Here is a 22,903-nt window from a genome sequence, read left to right as displayed (position 1 = left end):
AAACCGCAAAAACCACAGGAGATTCCATGACTGCGTTGAACCAGGCTCCCGAGACCAAGGCAACCGGCGAGATCGCCGCCGCCTATGACGATCTGCGCTACACGCTGGAAGCCTATCGCTCCACCAATGACGAGCGCTTGGCAGAGCTCGAGACCCGTATGGGCGGTGACGTCCTGACCGGCGATAAGCTGGCCCGTCTCGACGACGCGCTCGACGAGACCCGTCGCCGGATCGACCGGCTGAGCCTCGACAGTCGTCGCCCGGTGCTGGGCGCGAGCGAGGAGCGCGACCCGGTCGTTGCCGAGCACAAGGCGGCCTTCGCGTCCTATGTCCGCCATGGCGAGGCGACGGGCCTGAAGCGGCTCGAAGCCAAGGCGCTTTCGGCCGGCTCCGGTCCGGATGGCGGCTATCTGGCGCCGTCGACGGTCGAGGGCGAGATCCTGCGCCGCCTCACGACCGTGTCGCCGATCCGCTCGATCGCGACAGTCCGCACCATCTCGTCCGGCACCTACAAGAAAGCGTTCTCGACCACCGGCCCGGCTTCTGGCTGGGTCGCCGAGACAGCGGCCCGTCCGCAGAGCGGCACGCCGACCCTGGCCGAGCTCTCCTTCCCGGCAATGGAGCTCTATGCCATGCCGGCGGCGACGCAGACCTTGCTCGACGATGCCATCGTCGACATCGACCAGTGGATCGCCGAGGAGGTCGAGAGCGCCTTCGCCGAGCAGGAGGGGGCGGCCTTCGTCAATGGCGACGGCGTCGACAAGCCCAAGGGCTTCCTCGCCTATCCGACCATCGCCGATGCGAGCTGGAGCTGGGGCAATCTCGGCACGCTGAAGACCGGAGTCGCCGGCGCCTTCGCAGCCTCGAACCCGTCCGACATCCTGGTCGATCTCGTCTATGCGCTGAAGGCCGGCTACCGCCAGAACGCCAGCTTCGTCATGAACCGCAAGACGCAAGCCGCGGTGCGCAAGTTCAAGGACTCGACCGGCCAGTATCTCTGGCAGCCGCCGGCCGCGGCGGGTGCCCAAGCGACGCTGCTCGGCTTCCCGGTCGTCGAGGCCGAGGACATGCCGAACATCGCGACCGACTCGGTCTCGCTCGCCTTCGGTGACTTCCGCCGCGGCTATCTCGTCGTCGACCGGGCGGGCGTGCGCATCCTGCGTGATCCCTATTCTGCCAAGCCGCATGTGCTGTTCTACACGACCAAGCGCGTCGGAGGCGGCGTGCAGGACTTCGCGGCGATCAAGGGGCTGAAGTTCTCGGCCTGATCGCGCGCTTCGGCGGCGTCAGCGGCCGAACCACCAGCTGTAGCTCGCGTTCGGGCGCGCATCCTCGCGCGCCTGCCGCGGCTCGTCGCCATAGTTGAGCAGGCGCTCGCTCGCCTCGGCGATCCAGGCGCGGTGGTCGCTGATCGGGGTGATCGCGGTGAAGCCGCCGCAGATCATCTTGACGCGAGAACTCAGGGGACCGCTCGACCAGGAGACGATGCCGACGAGATCACGCGATCCGGACGGGCCGCGCAAGACAGGCCCGCCGGAATCGCCGCGGCAGGCGCCGGCGCCGAGAGTCTCGCCGCGGTTCTCGGTGTCGACGGCCACCTTGACCGTGTTGGCGGTGGTGTAGTTGCCGGCGTTGACCAAGGTCACCTCGCGCAGAGTGCGCGCGGTCTTCTTGTTGTTCTCGGAAGCGAGGCCGAAACCCGCCATTGTGACGGTCTCGCCCTGCCACAACCCGCTGCCAAGCGTCAGAGGCTGGATATCGGCCGGCAGTGGCGTGGCGAGACGCAGCAGCGCCAGATCGGCGCCCGGCTGCGTGCGCGGCGTCGTGCCGGGCACGAAAGTCGGGTGCGGCAGGACCGCTGCGACGATATGCGTCCGGTTGCGGAAGCGTTTGTCGAGGCTGATCACGCGCACCGAACCGCCGGTCATCAGGCAATGGGCCGCCGTCAGCACCAGTTCGGAAGAAATAGCGGCGCCGGAGCAGAGCTCGCCGCGGCTGGTCTCGACCCGCAAGGTCGAGGCGCGTGCGCCATCGACCGTACGCGAGGTCACGCCGCCGATCACGGCCTGTGCCGGCACAGTCATCTGCAGGCCGGCGCAAAAAGCTATTGCGACGGTCGCGGCGCGCTTCGAATAGGTCACGGTCGAGGTCATCGCTGCCATGGCTTCAGTCTATGGTTTGCTGCGGCGCAGTCCAGTGCTGTTCGCGTCTGCAGGGCGTTAGGGAGCATTGGTCCAGTCTGCACTCTCGCCCCAGCCCGACAATGTACGGTCGATCCAGCTGCGCTGGGGCGCGACCAGCACGCCCTGGCTGAGCAGGCCGCATTGCTTGCCGGATGGGCCGGTCGACCAGCTGGAAACGGCGACAACGCCACCCGAGCCAGCGACGATCGGCCCGCCGGAATCGCCCTGGCATGCGCCGGCGCCCGGCCGCTTGCCGCCGGTCGCCGGATCGGCAGCCCAGATCAGGATACGGCCGGGACCGTAGGGCTCGACGGCGGCGAGTGCGGCTGAGCGGTAAGTGCCAGTCGTCTTCGCTTCGCCTTCGCGTGAGACGCCGTAGCCCCCAAGCGTAACCGGCGATCCGGCGCGCGGCAGTGCGCCGTCGACCAGCGTCGCGGTCGAGAAACGCGCCGGTAGTGGTGCCGCGAGTTTGACCAGCGCAAGATCGATCGAGCGTTGCCGGTTCGCGACGGACTTGGCGTTGAACTCCGGATGCAGCGCGATTGCCGCCGGCTCGGTCAGCACCGGCTGGCCGCCGTCCTGCCAGTGGATGCGTAGATCGACGCGGGCATCGGCGCAGTGCGCGGCGGTGAGGATGGCGCGGCGCGACAGCACGATGCCGGTACAGACGCCGCCGCGGGCATTGAGCACCATCAGGGTCGAACTCGCGATCGGGCCGCCCTCGCGCCCGCCGACCACGGCCGAGGCGGACCACGGCGCAGCGAAAGCTGCTGCCAGGACTGCCAGTCCAATCGCCGTTCTGCCGTGCATCGAGCCGTCTCCGCTGTCGGGCCGGGTTCGATAGCGCATTGGCGGCAACGTTCAAACCCGGGAGAGGAGAGACCATGACGCCGCTCGCCCTGACGCCACCGAGCATCGAGCCGGTCTCGCTGTCGGAAGCCAAGGATTTTCTGCGGATTATCGTGGGTGACGAGGACGAACTGCTCGGGACCTTGCTCACCGCAGCCCGGCTGATGATCGAGGCCGCTTCCGGGCGTCTCCTGATCGAGCAGGCCTGGCGAATTGTGCTCGACGCCTGGCCGCAGGGCGGCGAGATTCGCTTGCCGCTCTCGCCAGTGCGAAATCTCACGGCTGCACGCGTTCATCCTGCCGCCGGCGCCGCTGAACTGGTTACGCCGTCCTCGCTGACACTGGTCGAGGGTTCCGATCCGCCGCTGATCAGGGTTTCAGGACCGATCCCGGCGCCCGGCCGCACCCGTTCTTCGATCGAGATCGATCTCGTCGCCGGCTTCGGCGCGACGCGCGACACGGTGCCCGCGCCGTTGCGGCAGGCCGTGCTGCGGCTCGCCTGCCGCTGGTTCGAGCATCGCGGCGACGTGGTCAGCCGCGATGCAATGCGGCTGCCGGCCGAGATCGCCGCGCTCGTCGCTCCCTTTCGCCGTGTGAGGCTCTGATGCTTCGCGAGACAGGGAAAGGCCGCCGTCCCGTCGGCGCGCTGCGGCGACGCTTGCTGCTGGAGGCTCCCGTTGAAACGCCAGATAGCGCCGGCGGCCAGCTTCGGAGCTTCGATACCGTCGCCGCGGTCTGGGCTCAGGTCGAATGGCTCTCGGGCGATGAGCGCTGGCGCGGCGAGCGGCCCGAGCAGGCAGCGAGCCATCGCATCACTCTGCGTTGGCGCGCGGGTGTCGATGCAGGCCAGCGGCTACGCGACGGTGGTCAGATCTTCGACATCCGCGCGGTTGGCGATCCCGATGGCGGCCGCCGGCGCCTGGTCTGCCTGGTCGAGGAGGTGAGCCGATGAGCGACGCCATCCTGCCGCTCCGGCGCGCGATCCACGCGCATCTGTCCGCTGATGCCGGGCTGACGGCGCTGATCGGAACGAGCCGCCTTCATGACGAGCCGCCGCGCGCCCTGAGTGGACTCTACGTCGTCCATGGCGAGGTCACGGCCGAGGATTGGTCGACCGGGAGCGACCGTGGCTGCGAGCAGAAGTTCTCCCTCTTCGTATGGGCAGGGGAGAGCGCCTCCTCGCGCAAGGCGCTCGAGGCGGCGGCCCGGATCGTCGCGAGCCTGGAAAGCGCTGCGCTCGCGCCGGAAGGCCACCGACTGGTCAATTTGACCTGGCTGTCCTCGAAACTCGCCCGCGATCCAAAGACCCATCTGCCAACCGTGACGCTGACCTTCCGGGCCGTCACCGAAGCGCTCTGACCCGCACGAAAGGACCGCCCATGCCTGCCCAGAAAGGCAAGGACCTGCTGCTGAAGGCCGCTGATGCCGGCGGCAGCTTCGTCACCGTGGCCGGCCTGCGCGCCCGCCAGATCGCTTTCAACGCCGAGGCGGTCGACGTCACCCATGCCGAGTCGGTAGGGCGGTGGCGCGAGCTGCTTGCCGGCGCCGGCATGCGCCGCGCCAGCATCAGCGGCGCCGGCATTTTCAAGGACGAGGCGTCCGACGCATTGGTCCGCCAGATCTTCTTCGATGGCGCGATCCGCGACTGGCAGGTGATCGTGCCCGATTTTGGCACGATCACCGGGCCGTTCCAGCTCTCGACGCTCGAATATCGCGGCGACCATGCCGCCGAAGTCACCTTCGAGCTCTCGCTGGAATCAGCCGGCCAGCTCACCTTCACGCTCGCCTGAGGGGAGACCGGCATGGTCAATCGCTACAGGGGCGAGGTTGCCCTGATGGTCGACGGGCGGGCGCTGCCGATGCGCCTCACCCTCGGCGCGCTCGCCGAACTCGAGGATGCTTTCTCGGTCGAGAACTTGCCGGCACTGGGCGAACGCTTCGCCGCTGGCCGGCTTTCGGCCCGTGATATCGCCCGGATCCTGGCGGCTGGGCTGCGCGGTGCCGGCAGCGCACTGGCCACGGACGAGGTTGCGGCGCTGCCTTTTGACGGCGGGCTCAACGGCGCCATCGCCGCGGCGATCGCGCTGCTCGACGCGACCTTCGCCCCGGCCGGTGAGGGCACGGAAGCTCGCCCTCCGATGCCGCCGGCGGCCTAGGCGCGCCGGCGGCTGTCCCTTTTCCTTGGCGCGAGGTGATGGCTTTCGGGCTCGCGCGCCTGCGCTGGCCGCCGGATGTCTTCTGGGCCGCAAGTCCGCGCGAAATCTTTGCTGCGATCGAGGCCTATCGGCCGCCTCAAGCGGTCGAGGGGCCCTCACGCACGGCGTTGGATGCGCTGATGCAGGCCCATCCGGATCTCGTTTCCTGTGATCATCACGATTGGAAAGGCCGCATCGATGGCTGACGAAGACTCTCCCTCCTTCGATTTCGGCGGTCTTCGTACGCTGAACACGCTGACCCAGAGCCTGACCAAGGCGTCGCAGGCCTTCGGCAAGTCGATCACCACGGCCTTCGCCAGCGGTATCGTCGAGGGCAAGCGCTTCGAGGATGTGCTGCGCGGCATCGGCACATCGCTGAGCCAGAGCTTGCTGAAATCGGCGCTGAGGCCGCTGCAGAGCGCGATCTCGAGTTGGCTCGGTTCCGGCATCAGCAGCCTGGCCGGCCTCTTCAGTGGCGGCAAGGGTGGCGGCGGTGGTCTGCCGGTCTCGCCCTTCGCCGATGGCGGCGTCGTCGCGGCGCCTTCCTATTTCGCCATGGGGCGCGGGCTCGGGCTGATGGGCGAGCGCGGAGCGGAGGCGATCATGCCCTTGTCGCGCGGACCCGACGGCAAGCTCGGCGTACGGGCTGCCGGCGGCGGCGAGCGGCGTCCGGCCAGCGTCACCGTCCAGATCACGACGCCTGACGCCGACAGCTTTCGCCGCTCCGAGGCGCAGGTCTCGGCGGCGATACGCACGTGCTGTAGCACGCGGAAACCGGGCGCTCTGACCCTCAGCAACATGACAGGAGTGCCGGCATGAGCGGCTTCCATGAGGTGCGCTTCCCGACCGGGATCGCGCGCGGTGCCCGTGGCGGGCCGGAACGGCTGACCCAGGTGGTGACGCTGGCCTCGGGCCGGGAGGTCCGCAACAGCCGCTGGGCGCATTCACGGCGACGTTACGATGCCGGTTTCGGCATCCGCACCCTCGATGCGCTTGCTGAGGTCGTCGCCTTCTTCGAAGAGCGTCGCGGCCGGCTCTACGGCTTCCGCTGGCGCGATCAGCTCGACTGGAAGAGCTGTGCCCCATCTGCGACGCCTGCGTTGAGCGACCAGCAGATCGGCGTCGGCGACGGGGTGATGCGGGTCTTCCAGCTCTGCAAGCTCTATGGCGGACTGCATGCTCCTTACGTCCGCCGCATCACCAAGCCGGTGGCCGGGAGTGTGCTCATCGCGGTCGACGGTGTTGTGCAGGCGCAGCCCGGCATTGTGTCCTGCGACCATGCCAGGGGCGCGATTACCTTCGCCGTCGGCCAGGCCCCGCCAGCCGGCGCTGTCGTCAGCGCCGGCTTCGCCTTCGACGTTCCGGTGCGCTTCGACACCGATACGATCGAGGTCGACCTCTCGGCCTTCGAAGCCGGCGACATCCCCAAGATCCCGATCGTCGAGATCGCTGACTGAGGTTTGCCATGCGGACACTTTCCCCGGCGCTCGCCACGCATGCTGCCGGCGAGGCGACCACGCTTTGCCGCTGCTGGAGCCTGATCCGACGCGACGGTGTGGTGCTCGGCTTCACTGATCATGACCGCGATCTTGCTTTCGACGGTATTCTGTTCCGCGCGAATGCGGGCCTCGAAGCCGCCGAGACCAGCGCTGAGCTCGGCTTCGCGACCGGTGGCGGCGAGGTGCTCGGAGCCTTGGCGGCGAGCGGGCTCAACGAGCAGGATTTGTCGCGCGGGCTCTACGACGATGCCCGGGTCGCGCTCTGGCTGGTCAACTGGGTCGATCCAAGCCAGCGCACCTTGCTGGAAACCGGTTTCGTCGGCGAGGTGAAGCGCAGCGACACCAACTTCACCGCTGAGGTCCGGGGGCTCGGCAAGGCCTTCGACGAGGAGCGTGGCCGGCTCTACACTGCGAGCTGTTCCGCTGATCTCGGCGATGTTCGTTGCGGTGTCATACCGAGCTCGTCGGCGGCAACAGTCGCCGCGACCGATGGACGTTTCTCAATCACCGCACCGGCGCTCTCCGGTTACAGCGATGGCTACCTCAGCGGCGGCCGGCTGGTCTTTACTGCGGGCGCCAACACTGGCTTCGCCACCGAGATCCGCAGCCATCGCGCCGATGGCGGCGCGATCGTCTTGCAGCTCTGGCAGGCCGCGCCGCAGCCGATCGCGATCGGTGATGCCTTCATCGCCCAGGCCGGCTGCGACAAGCGCTTCACCACCTGCCGCAACAAGTTCGGCAACGGCGTCAACTTCCGCGGCTTCCCGCATCTTCCGGGCAACGACTTCATCATTGGCGGCGCCGCCACGGATAATCCTGGTGCCGGCCCGTTCGATGGCGGGAGCCTGTTCCAATGACGGGCACCGATACGACGCGCGAACGCATCGTTACGGCGGCACGGGGCTGGCTCGGTACGCCCTATCACCATCAAGCGTCGCTACGCGGTGTCGGTTGCGACTGCCTTGGCCTGGTACGTGGGATCTGGCGCGACCTTTATCGCGACGAACCCGAGCCGACACCACCCTATTCGCCCTACTGGACCCAGCAGGGTGCGGGCGAGACACTGGCACTGGCGGCGCAGCGTCACCTGCGGCCTCTCGATATCGAGGCCGCACAGCCCGGCGACGTCCTGCTCTTCCGCTGGCGCCAACATCTGCCGGCGGCGCATTGCGCCATCCTGACCGAGTCCGACCGCATCCTGCACGCCCATGACGGCGCGACGGTCAGTGAGGTTGCCTTCACCGGCTGGTGGCGCCGCCATCTCAGCCATGCCTTCGCCTTTCCGGAGCTCGATCCCTGATGGCCACACTCGTCCTGCAGGTCGCCGGTTCGGTGCTCGGCGCGGCCGTCGGAGGACCGATCGGCGCCATGATCGGCCGCTCGCTAGGCGCCATCGCCGGTGCGAGCCTCGACCAGGGCCTGTTCGGCGGCGGCGGTGGCACACGCATCATCGAGGGGCCGCGTCTGAAAGAGATCGACGGCCTCGCCTCGACCGAGGGCGCGCCGATCCCACGGGTCTACGGACGGGCGAGGCTCGGCGGCCAACTGATCTGGGCGACGCGCTTCGAGGAAGAGGTGACGACCACGGTCACCAGAACCAAGAGCGGCGGCAAGGGCGGTCAGAAGGCGCAGAAGACCTACGAGACCACCTACAGCTATTACGCCAATCTCGCGGTTGCGATCTGCGAGGGGCCGATCGCCTTCGTGCGCCGGATCTGGGCCGACGGCCGCGAGATCGACTTCAACACCGTGTCGCTGCGCATCCATCGTGGCTTCGAGAACCAGGAGGCCGATCCGCTGGTCGCCGCCAAGGAGGCGGGCGCCGCGCCGGCCTACCGCGGCACAGCCTATGTCGTGTTCGAGCGCTTTCCGCTCGCGGGCTATGGCAACCGCGTGCCGCAATTCTCCGTCGAGGTCGTGCGCGGGGTGCCAGGCCTCGGCGAGATGATCCGCGCCGTGACGCTGATTCCTGGCGCGAGCGAGTTCATCTACGCGCCGACCCTCGTCAACCAGGAGCCAGAGGCCGGCGTCACCATCGCCGAGAACCGCCACCAGCTGCACAGCGCCACCGACATCGACGGTGCAATCACGCACCTGCTGGCGCTCTGCCCATACCTGCGGCGAATCTCCCTCGTCGTCAGCTGGTTCGGCGACGATCTGCGGGCTGACCATTGCACCGTCGCACCGCGCGTCGAGATCGCCGACAAGAATACGCCCGGCGCTCCATGGTCTGTGGCGGGCCTCGAGCGGTTGACTGCTCGCGTGGTCAGCCAGTCGAACGGCAGGCCAGCCTATGGTGGCACGCCTTCGGACGAGAGCGTGATCGCCCTGATCCAGAGGCTCCGACATATCTTCGGGCTCGAAGTGGTGCTTTATCCCTTCGTGATGATGGATGTGCCGGCCGGCAATGCCCTGACCGATCCGCACACCGGCAACGCCTACCAGCCGCCTTATCCTTGGCGCGGCCGCATCACCTGTTCGCCGGCCCCTGGCCAGCCCGGTTCACCGGACGGCACGTCGACGGCAACGAACCAGGTTGCGAGTTTTCTGGGCTCCGCTACGGCGGCCGACTTCTCACTGGACGGCAACAGAGTCGTCAGCGCACGACCCGCCGAGTGGAGCTTCCGCCGTGCCGTGCTGCATGCGGCGATGCTCGCCAAGGCGGCCGGCGGGGTTGAAGGCTTCATCATCGGTTCCGAGCTGGTCGGTCTGACGCGGGTGCGCGGGGCTTCGGGCTATTACCCGATGGTCAACGGGTTGGTCGCCCTCGCGGCCGAGGTCCGCGCCATCCTGCCGCCGCCGACCAAGCTGACCTACGCAGCCGACTGGACCGAATACGGCGCCCATGTTCGCGACGGCGGGCAGGACGTTCGCTTTCCGCTCGACCCGCTCTGGTCGAGCGCGGTCATCGATGCAATCGGTATCGACTATTATGCGCCGCTCTCCGATTGGCGCGATACGCCAGATCATGCCGACATTGGGATCGCGCGCGGCCCCGCCGATGTCGATTATCTGCGCAGCCGTCTGACCTCCGGCGAAGGATACGACTGGTATTACGCCGACCTCTCTGGTCGCCATGCCCAGATGCGTCTGCCGATCACGGATGGTGCCTTTGGCAAGCCCTGGGTCTTTCGACAGAAGGATCTGCCAAACTGGTGGCTGAACTCGCATGTTGAACGCTTCGCCGGCGCCGAGATCGGCACGACCGGTTGGCTGCCGGGAGCAAAGCCGATCTGGCTCACCGAGATCGGCCTGCCCGCCGTCGACAAGGGCGGCAATTCGCCGAACGTCTTTCCCGATCCGAAATCTGTCGATGGCGGCTATCCGCATTTCTCGTCGAAGGCGCGCGACGACCTCGTCCAGGCGCGCGGACTGGAGGCGATCCTGTCGGGCTTCGACCCGGCGCTCCCTGGCTTCGACCCTCAGCGCAATCCGGTAGCGCCTTCGCTCGGCCTCCGCATGGTCGACCCGGCCAATGTTTTCGTCTGGACCTGGGATGCAAGACCGTTCCCAGCTTTTCCAGATCTGACTTCGGCCTGGGCGGATGCGGCGAACTACGAGACCGGCCACTGGATCAACGGTCGCCTCGAAGGCGTGACGCTCGACCGGCTGGTACGGGCGATACTCGCCGATTTTGACCTCCCGGCGCCGGACGAGCTCGGTATCGACGGCTTCGTCGACGGCTACGCCCTCGATCGGCCGATCTCCGCGCGACAGGCGCTCGAGCCACTCGCCCAGGCCTTCGGTTTCGATGCCATCATGTCCTCTGGCAGGCTCGCCTTCCGCGCCCGTGCCGCGACGATCGCCCGCGCCTTATCGGGAGACGATCTCGTGCTCGACCCTGACGGTCAGCCCTTCGAGCTGCGCCGAGCGCAGGAGAGCGAGCTGCCGCGGGAATTGCGCCTGGCCCATATCGACGGCAACGACGACTATCGTCAGGTGACGGCCCGTTCGCGCCGTCTTGCCGGGGCGGCGCGGCGGGAAAACGCCGTCGAACTTCCCGTAGTCACCCGGCGTGCCGAGGGCCAGCGCCTCGCCGATCAACGGTTGCAGGAAATCTGGGCGAGTCGCGAGACACTCGAACTGGAGCTTTCGCCGCGTTGCATCGGTCTTGAAGCGGGCGATGTGATCTTGCTCGACATTGCCGGCCGGCCCCGCCTGTTCCGTCTGACACGGATCAGCGATGGCCCGACGCGGCGTACCAGTGCGCGCTCGGTCGAGCCGGCCGTCTATCGCGGCGCAGCGGCAGGAGTGGCGGAGGACGAGCGCCCTCCCAAAATGCCTCCGCGGATCGCGGGGCGGCCTGACGCCCTGATCCTCGACCTTCCGATCGTGCGGGAGGTGCCGCCACCGCTGCAGTCGCTCGCGGCCTTCGCCGATCCCTGGCCTGGTGCGCTGGCGATCTGGCGCGCCACCGAGGGCATGCCGTTCGCATTAGCTGGCGTCGTCGCGGCGCCGTCGATCATGGGCGAGACCTTGACCGAGCTCGTGCCCGGACCGCTCTGGCGCACCGACCGGCATGCTTCGGTCGAAGTGCGGTTGCGCGGTGGCAGCCTCGCCTCGATCGCCCCGGAGGCCGCACTCACCGGGGGCAATGCGCTCGCCTTCATCGACTCGATAGGGGAGGTCGAGATCGCCACAGCGGCGCGGGTCGAACTGATCGGGGCACGGACATTCCGGCTGTCGCAGATGGTGCGCGGGCTTGGCGGTTCGGAGGCAGCTGCGGCGCGAACATTGGCTCCAGGTGCGCGCGTGGTCGTGCTCGATGGCGCAGCGGTCTCGTTGACGACGAGCCTCGACGATGTCGGCCGGCATGTCCGCTATCGGATCGGCCCGCCCAATGCCGATGTCGCCGCCGCTTCGATGCGCGAGCTTTCCGCGACTGTCGGAACTGCTCCGTTACGGCCACTGGCGCCCGTGCGTGTCCGGGCTCGGCGCCTGCCGTCCGGCATTGCGTTGAGCTGGATCCGGCGCGGCCGTTTCGGTGGTGACTCCTGGGAAACGGCCGAGGTGCCGCTCGGGGAGGATATCGAGCGTTATCGCGTGACGATTCGAGCCGGTGGCGCGTCCATCAGGACCATTGATGTCGATGCGCCGGTCATGCTCTACGAAGCGGCGCAGGAACTCGCTGACTTCGGCAGCCCTCAGGCCGAGCTTGATATCGAGCTTGCGCAGCTCAGCGTCGTTGCGGGGGCCGGTCTTTCGCAACGTCGACTCATTACAGTCCGCTGAGCTAGCCTCACGCTGATGTTCATGGCGCATTCACGCATACCGGGCTAGCCCATAGCGATGATGCTGCTCGACCCTAACGTCGCGATTTTCGCGTTCGTCATCGCCACCGCTTCGCCGGTGGAGACGGTCGATTCGCCGCCGCCGATCTCTTGTCTTTCGGCGCAGGAAACGCGCGAGGCTGTGTCGGACGGCAAGGTCATGCAACCCGCCACGGCATCTCGCCATGCCCGCGACGCTGCGCCCGGCGAGGTCCTGCGGATCAGGCTCTGCCGCCAGGGCGACGAGTTCGTCTACGTGGTGACGACGATGAAGCGCGACGGCCGGGTCGCCCGGGTCACGCTCGACGGCGCCTCGGGCAAGGTGGCGGATATCCGCTAGTTCCGCTATGCCGCGTTCCTGATCCGCCAATCGGAGAAAAGCCCCCGTGCGACTGCTCGTCGTAGAAGACGACAAGGACCTCAACCGCCAGATCGTCAATGCGCTGGAGAACTCCGGCTATGCCGTCGACAAGGCTTTTGACGGCGAAGAAGGGCTCTATCTCGGCGAGACCGAGCCCTATGATGCGGTGATCCTCGATCTCGGCCTGCCCAAGGTCGACGGCGTCGCCGTGCTGCAGGGCTGGCGCCGGGCCGGCAAGACCATGCCGGTGCTGATCCTGACGGCGCGCGACCGCTGGAGCGACAAGGTCTCGGGCTTCGACGCCGGCGCCGACGACTATGTCGTCAAGCCATTTCATATCGAGGAACTGCTCGCCCGCGTCCGCGCCCTGCTGCGCCGCGCCGCCGGCCACGCCACCGCCGAGCTGATCTGCGGTCCGGTCCGCCTCGACACGCGCGCCAGCCGCGTCGTCGTCGACGGCAACCCGGTCAAGCTCACCTCGCATGAATACCGACTGCTCGCCTATCTGATGCACCATCAGGGCCGCGTCGTCTCACGCACTGAATTGGTCGAGCATCTCTACGATCAGGATTTCGACCGCGATTCCAACACGATCGAGGTCTTCGTCGGCCGCCTGCGCAAAAAGCTCGGCGTCGACGTCATCGAGACCGTACGCGGCCTCGGCTATATCGCTGCTGCGAAGTCCTGAGGCGGCCATGCCGGTTACGCGGCAGCGCTTCTCGCTCGGCGCCCGGCTCTTCATCTCGGCTGCGATCTGCTGCGCGCTGGTGCTGATCCTCGCCGGTTTCGGTCTAACCACCTTCTATCGGCGCGCGGCCGAGCGCGGCTTCGACGAGCGTCTCAGTGTCTATATCAAGGAGTTGGTCGCCGACCTCGCGGCTCCGCCCGAGGCCGAGCGCCAGGCGATCGGCGATCTCGGCGAGCCGCGCTTCGATCTGCCGCTCTCCGGCTGGTACTGGCAGATCATCCGGCTCGACGGCGAGCGTCCGACGATACGCACCTCGCGCTCCCTCGTCGGCGGGCAATTGCCGAAGCTGCTCGACCAAAATTTGCAACCGAACGCTCGTGGCTTGCGCGAGAGCTATGTCTCCGGACCGGACGAGCGACGCCTGCGCGTGCTCGAACGCGAGATCGATGTCGGCGAGGATGGCCGCTTCACAGTCGGCGTCGCTGCCCCGGCCGACGAAATCGAAGGCGACATCCGTGATTTTCGTTTCGCGCTGACGCTGACCTTCCTTTTCCTCGGGCTGGCTCTCGTCGCCTCGACGATCGTCCAGGTCCGCTTTGGCCTGCGCCCGCTGGCGCGCTTGCGCGCCGCGGTCGGGACGGTGCGCACCGGCGAGAGCACGCGTATCGCCGGGCGCTATCCGCCCGATCTGGCGCCGCTGGCAGGCGAGCTCAACCAGCTCATCGACGCAAACCGCGAGATCCTGGAGCGCGCCCGAACCCAGGTCGGCAATCTAGCCCATGCCCTCAAGACGCCGCTCAGTGTGATGCAGAACGAGGCCGAGGCCGGGCAGGGCGCTTTGTCCCAGACCATTCGCCACCAGACCGCGATCATGCGCGACCAGGTTCAGTATTATCTCGATCGGGCTCGGGCTGCCGCCTTGTCCGGCGCTCTCGGCGGTGTCTCCGAGATCACTCCTTCGCTCGACGCGTTGATCCGGACCTTCGAGAAGATCGCGCAGGGCCGGGCGATCGAGGGCAGTCACACTGTTCCTGCCGGCGTCCGCTTTCGCGGCGAGAAGCAGGATCTCGAGGAGATGCTCGGCAATCTGCTCGACAACGCCTTCAAATGGGCGCGCACCGAAGTGCAGGTCAGTCTCGCGCCAGAAGCGCAGGCGCCCGAAGGGCGTCTCGTCCTGCTGATTGACGATGACGGGCCGGGTCTTCCCGATGAGGCGATGGCCGAAGTCCTCAAGCGCGGTCGCAGGCTCGACGAGACAACGCCGGGCTCGGGCCTGGGATTATCGATCGTCGTCGATCTCGCCAAGCTCCATGGCGGCGGCCTCTCGCTGGAGCGCTCGCCGCTTGGCGGCCTTCGGGCGCGCCTTGTCCTGCCGGCGGTCTGACGCCGCATTGCCCGCGTGACCCTTTGTCGCCATCTTCGGACATGAACCGGCACCTTCGAACGGTTATGAACGGCGAATGCTGATCTGGATCATCTTCGCGGCCATGACGGGCGCAGCGGTCATGGCGGTGCTCTGGCCGCTTGGCCGCCGGGCCCCGGCGCTCACCGCCGATACGGCCGGAGCGACCGCGCTCTACCGTGCCCAGCTCGCCGAGATCGATCGCGATCTCGGCCGCAAGCTGATCGGCGGCGCAGAGGCCGATGCAGCCAAGGCCGAGGCGGCGCGCCGACTTCTGCGCGAGACGGCGACGGAATCGGTGCCAGCCGGCGAGAGTGAGCCGGCGCTGCGGCGACGCCGCGCGGCGTCCGCGATCGCGCTCTCCTGTGTACCTCTGCTGGCGCTGTTGATCTACGGCGCCTATGGCTCGCCGAGCCTGCCGGACCAGCCGCTCGCCGCGCGGATGAAGGCCAATCCGGAGCAGGATTTCGAGCTGGCGCTAGCACGGATCGAGTCCCATCTCGCCGCAAACCCCACTGACGGTAAAGGCTGGAGCGTGCTCGCACCGGTCTATTTGCGTCAGGGACGTTTCGACGATGCCGCTAAGGCCTTCGCCAACGCGATCCGCTATGACGGCGCGACGAGCGAGCGGGAGGGCGGCCAGGCCGAAGCGCAGATGCTCGCCGCGGGGGGCGTGGTCACGGCTGCGGCGCGCGCAAGCCTGGCCGAGGCGCTGAAGCTCGATCCGGGCAATCCGCGTGCCCGCTTCTTCATGGCGATCGCGCAGGAGCAGGATGGGCAGGTGCCGGCCGCGATCGCGGCGCTCAAGGCCCTGCTCGCCGACGCGCCGGCCGACGCGCCTTGGGTGGCGACGGTGCGGGCGCGCCTCGAAGGGCTGGAGCGCTCGTCCGGTCCGGTGGATGCGATCGCCAGCCTGCCGGAAGCCGAACGCATGATTGCGATCCGCGGCATGGTCGATGGCCTCGCCGCACGGCTCGCCGAGGGCGGCGGCAGTCTTGCCGATTGGTCCCGTCTGATCCGCTCGCAGGCTACGCTCGGGGACCGCGAGGCGGCGCAGAGATCGCTTTCCGTGGCCCGGCAGCGCCTGATCTCCGATCAGGTTACTGCGGCTGCACTCGATGACCTGCGCAGCGAGCTCGGCCTGCAGGAGGCGGCGCGATGACCGCCCAGGTCGGTATCCCCGCCACGCCGCCGCGCAAGCGCTTGACACGCAAGCAGCGCCGTCTCGTCGTGATCGCCTCGGTCGGTGTCGTGCTTGGCCTCGCAGCCGGGCTAGTCGCCTATGCCCTGCGCGATTCGATCGTCTTCTTCTACGGACCGACCGAGATCGTCGAGAAGGGCCTCACGCCCGGCACACGCCTGCGACTGGGCGGCCTGGTCGAGGCCGGATCGGTCGAGCGCGGCTCCAACCAGCGTGTCAGCTTTGCCGTTACCGACGGGAAGACCAGGACCATGGTCAGCTATACCGGCCTGCTGCCGGATCTTTTCCGCGAAGGGCAGGGTGTCGTCACCGAAGGCGTGCTTGAAGCGCCGGGGCGTTTCCGTGCCGATTCCGTCCTGGCCAAGCATGACGAGACCTACATGCCGCGCGAGGTCGCCGACGCGCTGAAGAAGCAGGGCCATTGGCAGCCCGGCGAAACCAAAGCCGGCGCGCCCGCAGCGCCGTCCACGAAATAGGGCTGCGCCAGTGTTCGTCGAGATCGGTCATTTCGCGTTGGCATTGGCGCTCGGCGTCGCGGTCGTCCAGACGATCGTGCCGCTCTGGGGGGTGGCCAGGAACGATCCGGCTCTGGCCTCGGTCGGCCCGGCGGCGGCGATTGCCTGCTTCCTCCTGGTCGCGCTCTCCTTCGGCTGCCTGATGGCGTCCTATGTGACGTCCGATTTCTCGGTCGAGAACGTCGTCGCCAATTCGCATTCGACGCAGCCGCTGATCTACAAGCTGACCGCCGTATGGGGAAACCATGAGGGCTCGATGCTGCTCTGGGTCCTCATCCTCGTGCTGTTCGGCGCGCTGGTCGCGCTATCGCGCCGGTCGTTGCCGGTAAAGTTGCGGGCCGGCACCCTCGCTGCCCAAGGCAGCGTCAGTGTCGCCTTCCTCGCCTTCACGCTTTTGACCTCGAACCCGTTCCGGCGCCTCGTCCCGGCTCCGGGCGAGGGGCAGGACCTCAACCCGATCCTGCAGGACCTTGGCCTCGCGATCCATCCGCCGCTGCTCTATGTCGGCTATGTCGGCTTCTCGATCACCTATGCCTTCGCCGTCGCGGCCTTGATCGAGGGCAAGATCGACGCGGTCTGGGCGCGCGCCGTCCGTCCCTGGACCCTGCTGGCCTGGACCTTTCTGACGCTCGGCATCGCGATGGGCTCCTACTGGGCCTATTACGAGCTCGGCTGGGGCGGCTGGTGGTTCTGGGACCCGGTCGAGAACGCCTCCCTGATGCCCTGGCTCGCCGGCACGGCGCTGATTCACTCGACCGTGGTGATGGAGAAGCGCGACGCGCTCAAGGTCTGGACGATCCTGCTCGCCATCCTGACCTTCTCGCTCTCGCTGCTCGGCACCTTCATCGTCCGCTCCGGCGTGCTGACCTCGGTGCATTCCTTCGCCAGCGACCCGCAGCGCGGCCTGTTCATCCTCGGCATCCTGATCGCCTTCATCGGCGGCTCGCTGGCGCTGTTCGCCTGGCGGGCGCCGCTTTTGAAACAGGGCGGCTTGTTCGCGCCGGTCTCACGGGAGAGCGCGCTCGTCGTCAACAACCTCTTCCTGGCGACCGCCTGCGCCACCGTCTTCATCGGCACGCTCTATCCGCTCGTGCTGGAGATGGTGACCGGCGACAAGATTTCGGTCGGCCCCCCCTTCTTCAACGCCACCTTCGTGCCGCTGCTGGTGCCGTTGTTGCTGCTGCTGCCGATCGGCCAGACACTGGCCTGGAAGCGCGGCGACCTGCTCGGCGCCGCCCAGCGCGCCCAGGTCGCATTCGGCGTCGGCGTGATCACGACACTTGCGATCTTCGCCTTCGTGCGTGGCGGGCCGGTGCTGGCGCCGCTCGGCATCGGTCTCGGTGTCTTTCTCGTCGTCGGAGCATTTTGGGAAATCGGCGAACGCGTAGCCGGCCGCGCCAGCGGCGCCTCGGCGATCTGGTCGCGGGCGAAGGGCCTGCCGCGCTCCGCCTGGGGCAGTGCGCTCGGCCATGCCGGTGTCGGCATCAGCGTGATCGGCATCGCCGCTACAGCCTGGGGCACTGAGGCGATCGGCATGCTCAAGGTCGGCGAGAGCCTCACCAGTGGCCGTTACACCGTCACGCTGGAGGCCGTGACGCCGCGCACCGGCCCGAATTATCGCGAGGACGCCGCCCGCTTCCGCATCGTCGCCAATGGCCGCGAGCTTGAGCCTGTCGAGGCGATGAAGCGCATCTATACGGCGCGCGCCATGCCGACCACCGAAGCCGGCATCCGCACTGTGGGGCTTGGGCAGGCCTATCTCAGCCTGGGCGAGATCGACGACAGCGGCGCTATCGCGGTCAAGCTGCACGACAAGCCACTGATCCTCCTGATCTGGATCGGCGCGCTGGTGATGGCGGCGGGCGGCGGGCTCTCGCTGACCGATCGGCGCTTCCGATTGGCCGCGCCGCGGCGCGTGGCGGCACCGGCCGCGCTTCCGCAGCCGGCCGAGTGATCCCGATGCGTGCTGTCCTGCTCTTCCTGGTCGGGCTATCGGCGTTCTCGGGCCCGGCAGCCGCCGTGCAGCCCGACGAGGTGCTGAAGAATCCTGCGCTGGAACAGCGCGCGCGGGGGATTTCCTCCGGCCTGCGCTGCCTGGTCTGCCAGAATCAATCGATCGACGATTCCGATGCGCCGCTCGCCAAGGATCTGCGCATCCTGGTACGCGAACGGCTCACTGCCGGCGACAGCGACGGCGCCGTGATCGATTTCGTCGTCGCTCGCTATGGCGACTTCGTCTTGCTGCGCCCGCCGATGAATGTGCGCACCATCGCGCTCTGGGCCGCGCCCTTCCTCATCGTGCTGTCCGGGGCCGTCTTCCTCTGGCGTCGGCGCAATCGTTCTGCTGCGCCGGTCAGCGCTGCATTGACTGCCGAAGAGCAGGCGAGGTTGGACGAGCTGATGAAGCGCAGCGACGGCTAGATCGGCCTAGCGGCTGATACCGCAGCTCCGGAAAAGCTCTGCCCGGTATGCATTGTCGCTACGCCCGGCAATTGCGTAGCCGCGAGGGCTGCCAGGAACGGGCGTTTCGTATGCGAAGAGCGCGTAGGTTCGGGCGAAGCAGGCGGCTTGCTCTCCGGAATGTCCGCGCTGGGCCGCCACCCTCAGGCCGGCACGATGTGCAGACCCGGCCCTGCCGGACGATGAGCCCGCCGCGCGCTGCCTGAGGTCGCCCAGCCGGTCGACGCCGCAGCGGCGTTGCTGCTCGGCGTTGTAGGCCGGTGTCGAGGCGGCGAACCAGCTTTTCCTCCCGTTGGGTTTTTCGACGACCACCGCGTGCTTGGCGAAGACCCGTCCATAGCATTCGGCGTTTTCGTAGCCGCGGCGCTGCGCGAGGCGCACCCCGGTTTCATAAGCGGGCATGTCTTGCGCCAGGGCGTTCTCCCCAGCGAGTAGCAATGCGGCGAGGACCATATATCCAATCACGTGTTTCATGTCGGCCTGCTCTTATCGCGCGCATCGACTGTAGGGAGCATCGTGACCGAGTCAGCGTCAAGCCGACTCCTTCCCCCAAGCCGCGCCAACCTTACGAAACTGTCATCATCGGGCGAAATCCGGGTAAGGCGCCGTCCGTCATGGTCCACCTCACGAAGCAGGGAAGGCCCTGCCTCCCGCATCGAGGTGAGAACCATGACCACCCAAGAAAATAATACCCCCGACACCGCCACTCGCTCGCCCGCCACCACCCGCTCGATCCTGAAGCGCGGCGCGCTCATCGCCGGCGCGGCGACGCTGAGCATCGGCCTGATGGCCGGCCTCGCCGACAATTTCCTGAACACCCACGGCGCCGCCAATGCGCAGCCGATCCAGCTCTCCGGCTTGCAGCAGACACAGCTGCCCTCCTTCGCCGATGTGGTCGATCGGGTTAAGCCCGCCGTCGTCTCGGTTCGCGTCAAGGCCAAGGTCGTCGCAAGCGCCGACGAGCAGGGCGGCCCGGCTGGCATCGAAGGCCTGCCTCCCGGCCATCCGCTCGAGCGCTTCCTGCGCCGCTTCGGCGAGGAGGGCATGGGCCCGCGCGGACCGCAGCAGCAGCCGCGCGCTCAGCTCTCGCAGGGCTCGGGCTTCTTCGTCAGTCAGGACGGCTATGTCGTCACCAACAACCACGTCGTCGCCAATGCGGCCGAGGTCCAGCTGGTCACCGATAGCGGCAAGACGCTTTCGGCCAAGGTGATCGGCACCGATCCGCGCACTGACCTTGCTCTGCTCAAGGTCAACGAGTCCGGCAACTATCCGTTCGTTCAGCTGGCTTCAGGCAAGCCGCGCACCGGTGAATGGGTGTTGGCGGTCGGCAATCCGTTCGGCCTTGGCGGCACCGTGACCGCTGGCATCGTCTCGGCGCAGGGCCGCGATATCGGCTCCGGCCCCTATGACGACTTCCTGCAGATCGACGCAGCCGTAAACCGCGGCAATTCCGGCGGTCCGACCTTTAACCAGAAGGGCGAGGTCGTCGGCGTCAACACCGCGATCTACTCGCCTTCGGGCGGCAATGTCGGCATCGCCTTCGCGATTCCCGCTGCCACCGTCCAGAGCGTCGTAGAGCAGCTCAAGGAGCACGGCTCGGTCGCCCGCGGCTTCATCGGCGTGCAGATCCAGCCGGTCACGGCCGAGGTCGCCGACGCGATCGGCCTGAAGGATGCCAAGGGCGCGCTGATCGCCGAGGCGCAGGCCAACGGCCCTGCCGCCAAGGCCGGCCTGAAGCGCGGTGATACCATCCTCGCCGTCAACGGTGAGAAGATCGCCGATGCCCGCGAGCTCTCGCGCAAGATCGCGACCTTCGCACCCGGCGCCAAGACGAACCTGACCATCTGGCGCGATGGCAAGGAGCGCGAGGTCTCGTTCGAGGTCGGCCGCCAGCCGGCGGCCTGACCCGGGCCTATCAAGATCGGGCATGCTCTTGCGCGTAGCGTTCAGTTCATCTGCAAGAGCATGGTCCGGGCGGATGGTTTCTCCCGGTTGTCACGTCGCCCCCTGCCGGGAATGCCAGCCGTCACGGCGGCAGGTCGGATCGTCACCTCCGGCCTGCCGCTTTTCTTTTCGTTGGGCTAGTTTGCAGTCATGCGACTCCTGATCGTTGAAGACGATGCCGAAGCGGCAGCCTATCTGGTCAAGGCCTTTCGCGAGGCCGGCCATGTCGCCGACCACGCCCCCGACGGCCTGGAAGGCTACGCCATGGCGCAGGGCGGCGGCTATGACGTGCTCGTCGTCGACCGCATGCTGCCGCGGATGGACGGGCTTTCGGTGATCCGCTCTTTGCGCGAGCAAGGCGAGACGACCCCGGCGCTGATCCTCTCCGCACTCGCCCAGGTCGACGACCGGGTGAAGGGCCTGCGCGCCGGCGGCGACGACTACCTGCCCAAGCCCTATGCCTTCTCCGAGCTGCTCGCCCGGGTCGAAGTCCTCTCGCGCCGCCGCGGCGCGCCTGCCTCCGAACCGACCAGCTATCGCACCGGCGACCTCCTGCTCGATCGGCTGGCGCATCGCGTCACCCGCGCCGGCGAGGAGATCGCGCTGCAGCCGCGCGAGTTCCGTCTGCTCGAATATCTGATGAAGCATGCCGGCCAGGTCGTGACTCGCACCATGCTGCTCGAGAACGTCTGGGATTATCACTTCGACCCGCAGACGAATGTCATCGACGTGCACGTCTCGCGGCTGCGCTCCAAGGTCGACAAGGGTTTCGAGCACCCGATGATCCACACCATCCGCGGCGCGGGGTATATGGTCCGTGACTCAGCTCGCTGACCACCGTGCCCCGGAAGCCGGAGCGTCATCCGGCCGCCTGCGCTTCCTGCCGCACCTCGTCCGTACAACGGCCTTCAAGCTGACGGCGCTCTATCTCGTCGTCTTCGCGCTCTTTGCCGTCTTCGTGCTGGGCTATGTCGCCTGGAACGCCAAGAACCTGCTCGACGACCAGATCCGCTCGACCATCGACGCGGAGATCCAGGGCCTGGCCGAGCAGCAGCGTCTCGGCGGCATCAGGCGGCTCGTCCAGGTCATCGAGCGGCGCTCGCGCGGGCCGGGCGCTTCGCTCTATCTCGTCACCACGCCGCTGGGCGAGCGTATCGCCGGCAATATCGAGGCGCTGCCGCCAGGCACGCTCGACCGCCAGGGCGAGAGCGAGATCGAGTACGCCCGCTCCTCCGAGGCGCTCGACCAGACCAACCACGCCATCGTCCGCGTCTTCATGTTGCCTGCGGGGTTCCGCCTGCTGGTCGGTCGCGATGTCGAGGAGCGCGAGCGCCTGCGCGTTGTGATCAAGCGCGCGGCCGCCTGGTCATTCCTGCTCGTGGTGGTACTCGGCTGCTTCGCCGGCTGGTTCGTCGCGCGGCGGGTGCTGAAGCGCATCGACGGCATGAACGATACGGCCCGCTCGATCATGGCTGGCGACCTCAAGGGGCGGCTCGCCATCGCCGGCACCGGCGACGAGCTCGACCGGCTGGCGGAGAATCTCAACGCCATGCTCGACCGGATCGGCGAGCTGATGAGCGGCATGCAGCAGGTCTCGGACAACATCGCCCATGACCTCAAGACGCCGTTGACCCGCCTGCGCAACCGCGCCGAGGAGGCCTTGCGCACGGCGCAGTCGCCCGAGCAGCTGCGCACCGCGCTCGACGGCGCGATCGAGGAAGCGGACGGGCTGATCCGGGTGTTCAATGCCCTGTTGATGATCGCGCGGCTCGAGACCCGCCAGATCACCGACAGCATGGCGCCGCTCGACCTTGCCGAGATCGTTGATGGGCTCTCCGAACTCTACGAGCCGCTCGCGGAGGAGGCGGGGCTCACTCTGTCCGCCTCGGTCGAGCCCGACCTGTTGCTCACCGGCAATCGCGAGCTGATCGGCCAGGCGCTGGCCAATCTGATCGACAACGCCTTGAAATACGGCAAGCCGGAGGGCGATGCCCCGGCGACTGTTGCGGTCACCGCGCGGCGCGTCGGCGAAACGATCGAGCTCGGTGTCGCCGATCACGGCGCCGGCATTCCCGAGGCCGATCGCGGCCGTGTGCTGGAGCGCTTTGTCCGGCTCGACCAGAGCCGTACGAAGCCGGGTTTCGGACTCGGGCTCGCGCTCGCTTCGGCGGTCGCGCACCTGCATGGCGGCGCGATCCGCCTGTCGGACAATGCGCCGGGGCTCGATGTCGTGATGTTGCTGCCGGTTGCGCCGCCTTCTGTGGACAGGCCGCTCCCGGAGGCGCCTGCGGGCTCGACATCGCAGCCGAACGGGGCAGGGTTCCAGTCGGCTTGAT

The 22,903-nt window shown here is 67.7% G+C and carries 24 protein-coding genes and 1 pseudogene; 22 read left to right on the top strand and 3 right to left on the bottom strand.

The features are described 5' to 3' along the window. Positions 1-26: 26 nt before the first annotated feature. Entirely contained in the window at positions 27-1,268 is a 1,242-nt protein-coding gene (locus tag B6S44_RS17980) for a phage major capsid protein (RefSeq protein WP_129158254.1), read from the top strand. An 18-nt stretch (positions 1,269-1,286) separates the two neighbouring features. Here the strand turns inward: B6S44_RS17980 and B6S44_RS17975 are convergent, their stop codons facing one another. Further along, positions 1,287-2,162: a S1 family peptidase gene (locus tag B6S44_RS17975; protein WP_248309640.1), complete on the bottom strand. Its 876-nt coding sequence runs from the start codon at positions 2,160-2,162 to the stop codon at positions 1,287-1,289. Between the two features lie 57 nt (positions 2,163-2,219). Next, entirely contained in the window at positions 2,220-2,993 is a 774-nt protein-coding gene (locus B6S44_RS17970) for a S1 family peptidase (protein ID WP_129158253.1), read from the bottom strand. A gap of 74 nt (positions 2,994-3,067) precedes the next feature. Between B6S44_RS17970 and B6S44_RS17965 the strand changes: the two genes are divergently transcribed. The 18 genes and pseudogenes from B6S44_RS17965 (at position 3,068) to B6S44_RS17880 (ending at position 18,584) form a co-directional block, all read left to right on the top strand. Then, positions 3,068-3,637 carry a head-tail connector protein gene (locus B6S44_RS17965; RefSeq protein WP_129158252.1) on the top strand — a complete coding sequence of 190 codons (570 nt, stop codon included), beginning with the start codon at positions 3,068-3,070 and terminating at the stop codon, positions 3,635-3,637. Continuing rightward, entirely contained in the window at positions 3,637-3,984 is a 348-nt protein-coding gene (locus B6S44_RS17960; protein ID WP_129158251.1) for a phage head closure protein, read from the top strand. The genes B6S44_RS17965 and B6S44_RS17960 overlap by 1 nt, the downstream gene beginning before the upstream one ends. Continuing rightward, complete coding sequence (locus B6S44_RS17955) at positions 3,981-4,391, top strand: DUF3168 domain-containing protein (protein ID WP_129158250.1); 411 nt, start codon at positions 3,981-3,983, stop codon at positions 4,389-4,391. The genes B6S44_RS17960 and B6S44_RS17955 overlap by 4 nt, the downstream gene beginning before the upstream one ends. Positions 4,392-4,411: 20 nt before the next feature. Then, positions 4,412-4,822, top strand: a complete 411-nt coding sequence (locus B6S44_RS17950; protein WP_129158249.1) for a phage major tail protein, TP901-1 family — start codon at positions 4,412-4,414, stop codon at positions 4,820-4,822. A gap of 12 nt (positions 4,823-4,834) precedes the next feature. Then, positions 4,835-5,188, top strand: coding sequence for a gene transfer agent family protein (locus B6S44_RS17945; RefSeq protein ID WP_129158248.1), 354 nt, complete (start codon positions 4,835-4,837; stop codon positions 5,186-5,188). Positions 5,189-5,220: 32 nt separating this feature from the next. Continuing rightward, positions 5,221-5,433, top strand: a pseudogene (locus B6S44_RS17940) (phage tail assembly chaperone); the annotation flags it as partial. After that, positions 5,426-6,046: a phage tail tape measure protein gene (locus B6S44_RS17935; protein WP_248309639.1), complete on the top strand. Its 621-nt coding sequence runs from the start codon at positions 5,426-5,428 to the stop codon at positions 6,044-6,046. The pseudogene B6S44_RS17940 and the gene B6S44_RS17935, both read left to right, overlap by 8 nt. After that, complete coding sequence (locus B6S44_RS17930; protein WP_129158246.1) at positions 6,043-6,684, top strand: DUF2460 domain-containing protein; 642 nt, start codon at positions 6,043-6,045, stop codon at positions 6,682-6,684. The genes B6S44_RS17935 and B6S44_RS17930 overlap by 4 nt, the downstream gene beginning before the upstream one ends. 8 nt (positions 6,685-6,692) lie before the next feature. Continuing rightward, on the top strand, positions 6,693-7,583 hold the full coding sequence (locus tag B6S44_RS17925; RefSeq protein ID WP_129158245.1) for a DUF2163 domain-containing protein: 891 nt from the start codon (positions 6,693-6,695) through the stop codon (positions 7,581-7,583). Then, complete coding sequence (locus tag B6S44_RS17920) at positions 7,580-8,026, top strand: NlpC/P60 family protein (RefSeq protein WP_129158244.1); 447 nt, start codon at positions 7,580-7,582, stop codon at positions 8,024-8,026. The genes B6S44_RS17925 and B6S44_RS17920 overlap by 4 nt, the downstream gene beginning before the upstream one ends. Then, positions 8,026-11,958, top strand: coding sequence for a baseplate multidomain protein megatron (locus B6S44_RS17915; protein ID WP_129158243.1), 3,933 nt, complete (start codon positions 8,026-8,028; stop codon positions 11,956-11,958). The genes B6S44_RS17920 and B6S44_RS17915 overlap by 1 nt, the downstream gene beginning before the upstream one ends. 57 nt (positions 11,959-12,015) lie before the next feature. Continuing rightward, positions 12,016-12,336 (top strand): PepSY domain-containing protein, encoded by a 321-nt coding sequence (locus B6S44_RS17910; RefSeq protein WP_129158242.1) that lies wholly within the window; start codon positions 12,016-12,018, stop codon positions 12,334-12,336. 46 nt (positions 12,337-12,382) lie between these two features. After that, positions 12,383-13,045 (top strand): response regulator transcription factor, encoded by a 663-nt coding sequence (locus B6S44_RS17905; RefSeq protein WP_129158241.1) that lies wholly within the window; start codon positions 12,383-12,385, stop codon positions 13,043-13,045. Between the two features lie 7 nt (positions 13,046-13,052). Then, positions 13,053-14,429 (top strand): sensor histidine kinase, encoded by a 1,377-nt coding sequence (locus B6S44_RS17900; RefSeq protein WP_129158240.1) that lies wholly within the window; start codon positions 13,053-13,055, stop codon positions 14,427-14,429. A gap of 76 nt (positions 14,430-14,505) precedes the next feature. Next, a complete protein-coding gene (gene ccmI / locus B6S44_RS17895; RefSeq protein ID WP_129158239.1) occupies positions 14,506-15,609 on the top strand; it encodes a c-type cytochrome biogenesis protein CcmI in 1,104 nt (367 codons plus the stop codon). A 41-nt stretch (positions 15,610-15,650) separates the two neighbouring features. Next, positions 15,651-16,124 carry a cytochrome c maturation protein CcmE gene (gene ccmE / locus B6S44_RS17890; protein ID WP_129158850.1) on the top strand — a complete coding sequence of 158 codons (474 nt, stop codon included), beginning with the start codon at positions 15,651-15,653 and terminating at the stop codon, positions 16,122-16,124. A gap of 10 nt (positions 16,125-16,134) precedes the next feature. After that, positions 16,135-18,117 carry a heme lyase CcmF/NrfE family subunit gene (locus B6S44_RS17885; protein WP_129158238.1) on the top strand — a complete coding sequence of 661 codons (1,983 nt, stop codon included), beginning with the start codon at positions 16,135-16,137 and terminating at the stop codon, positions 18,115-18,117. Between the two features lie 5 nt (positions 18,118-18,122). Next, complete coding sequence (locus B6S44_RS17880) at positions 18,123-18,584, top strand: cytochrome c-type biogenesis protein (RefSeq protein ID WP_129158237.1); 462 nt, start codon at positions 18,123-18,125, stop codon at positions 18,582-18,584. Between the two features lie 6 nt (positions 18,585-18,590). Here B6S44_RS17880 and B6S44_RS17875 read toward each other — a convergent pair whose 3' ends face one another. Next, positions 18,591-19,097, bottom strand: a complete 507-nt coding sequence (locus tag B6S44_RS17875; protein WP_129158236.1) for a hypothetical protein — start codon at positions 19,095-19,097, stop codon at positions 18,591-18,593. A gap of 195 nt (positions 19,098-19,292) precedes the next feature. Between B6S44_RS17875 and B6S44_RS17870 the strand changes: the two genes are divergently transcribed. The 3 genes from B6S44_RS17870 to B6S44_RS17860 all read left to right on the top strand — a co-directional run bounded on the left by B6S44_RS17870 (position 19,293) and on the right by B6S44_RS17860 (position 22,902). Further along, positions 19,293-20,528 (top strand): trypsin-like peptidase domain-containing protein, encoded by a 1,236-nt coding sequence (locus B6S44_RS17870; RefSeq protein ID WP_349236377.1) that lies wholly within the window; start codon positions 19,293-19,295, stop codon positions 20,526-20,528. Between the two features lie 189 nt (positions 20,529-20,717). After that, entirely contained in the window at positions 20,718-21,401 is a 684-nt protein-coding gene (locus B6S44_RS17865; protein WP_129158235.1) for a response regulator transcription factor, read from the top strand. Next, positions 21,385-22,902, top strand: a complete 1,518-nt coding sequence (locus B6S44_RS17860; protein ID WP_465246122.1) for a HAMP domain-containing sensor histidine kinase — start codon at positions 21,385-21,387, stop codon at positions 22,900-22,902. The genes B6S44_RS17865 and B6S44_RS17860 overlap by 17 nt, the downstream gene beginning before the upstream one ends. Position 22,903 lies beyond the last annotated feature (1 nt).

Source organism: Allobosea sp. Tri-44 (assembly GCF_004123845.1).
GTDB lineage: Bacteria > Pseudomonadota > Alphaproteobacteria > Rhizobiales > Beijerinckiaceae > Allobosea.
This window is presented reverse-complemented; position numbering and strand designations above follow the sequence as displayed.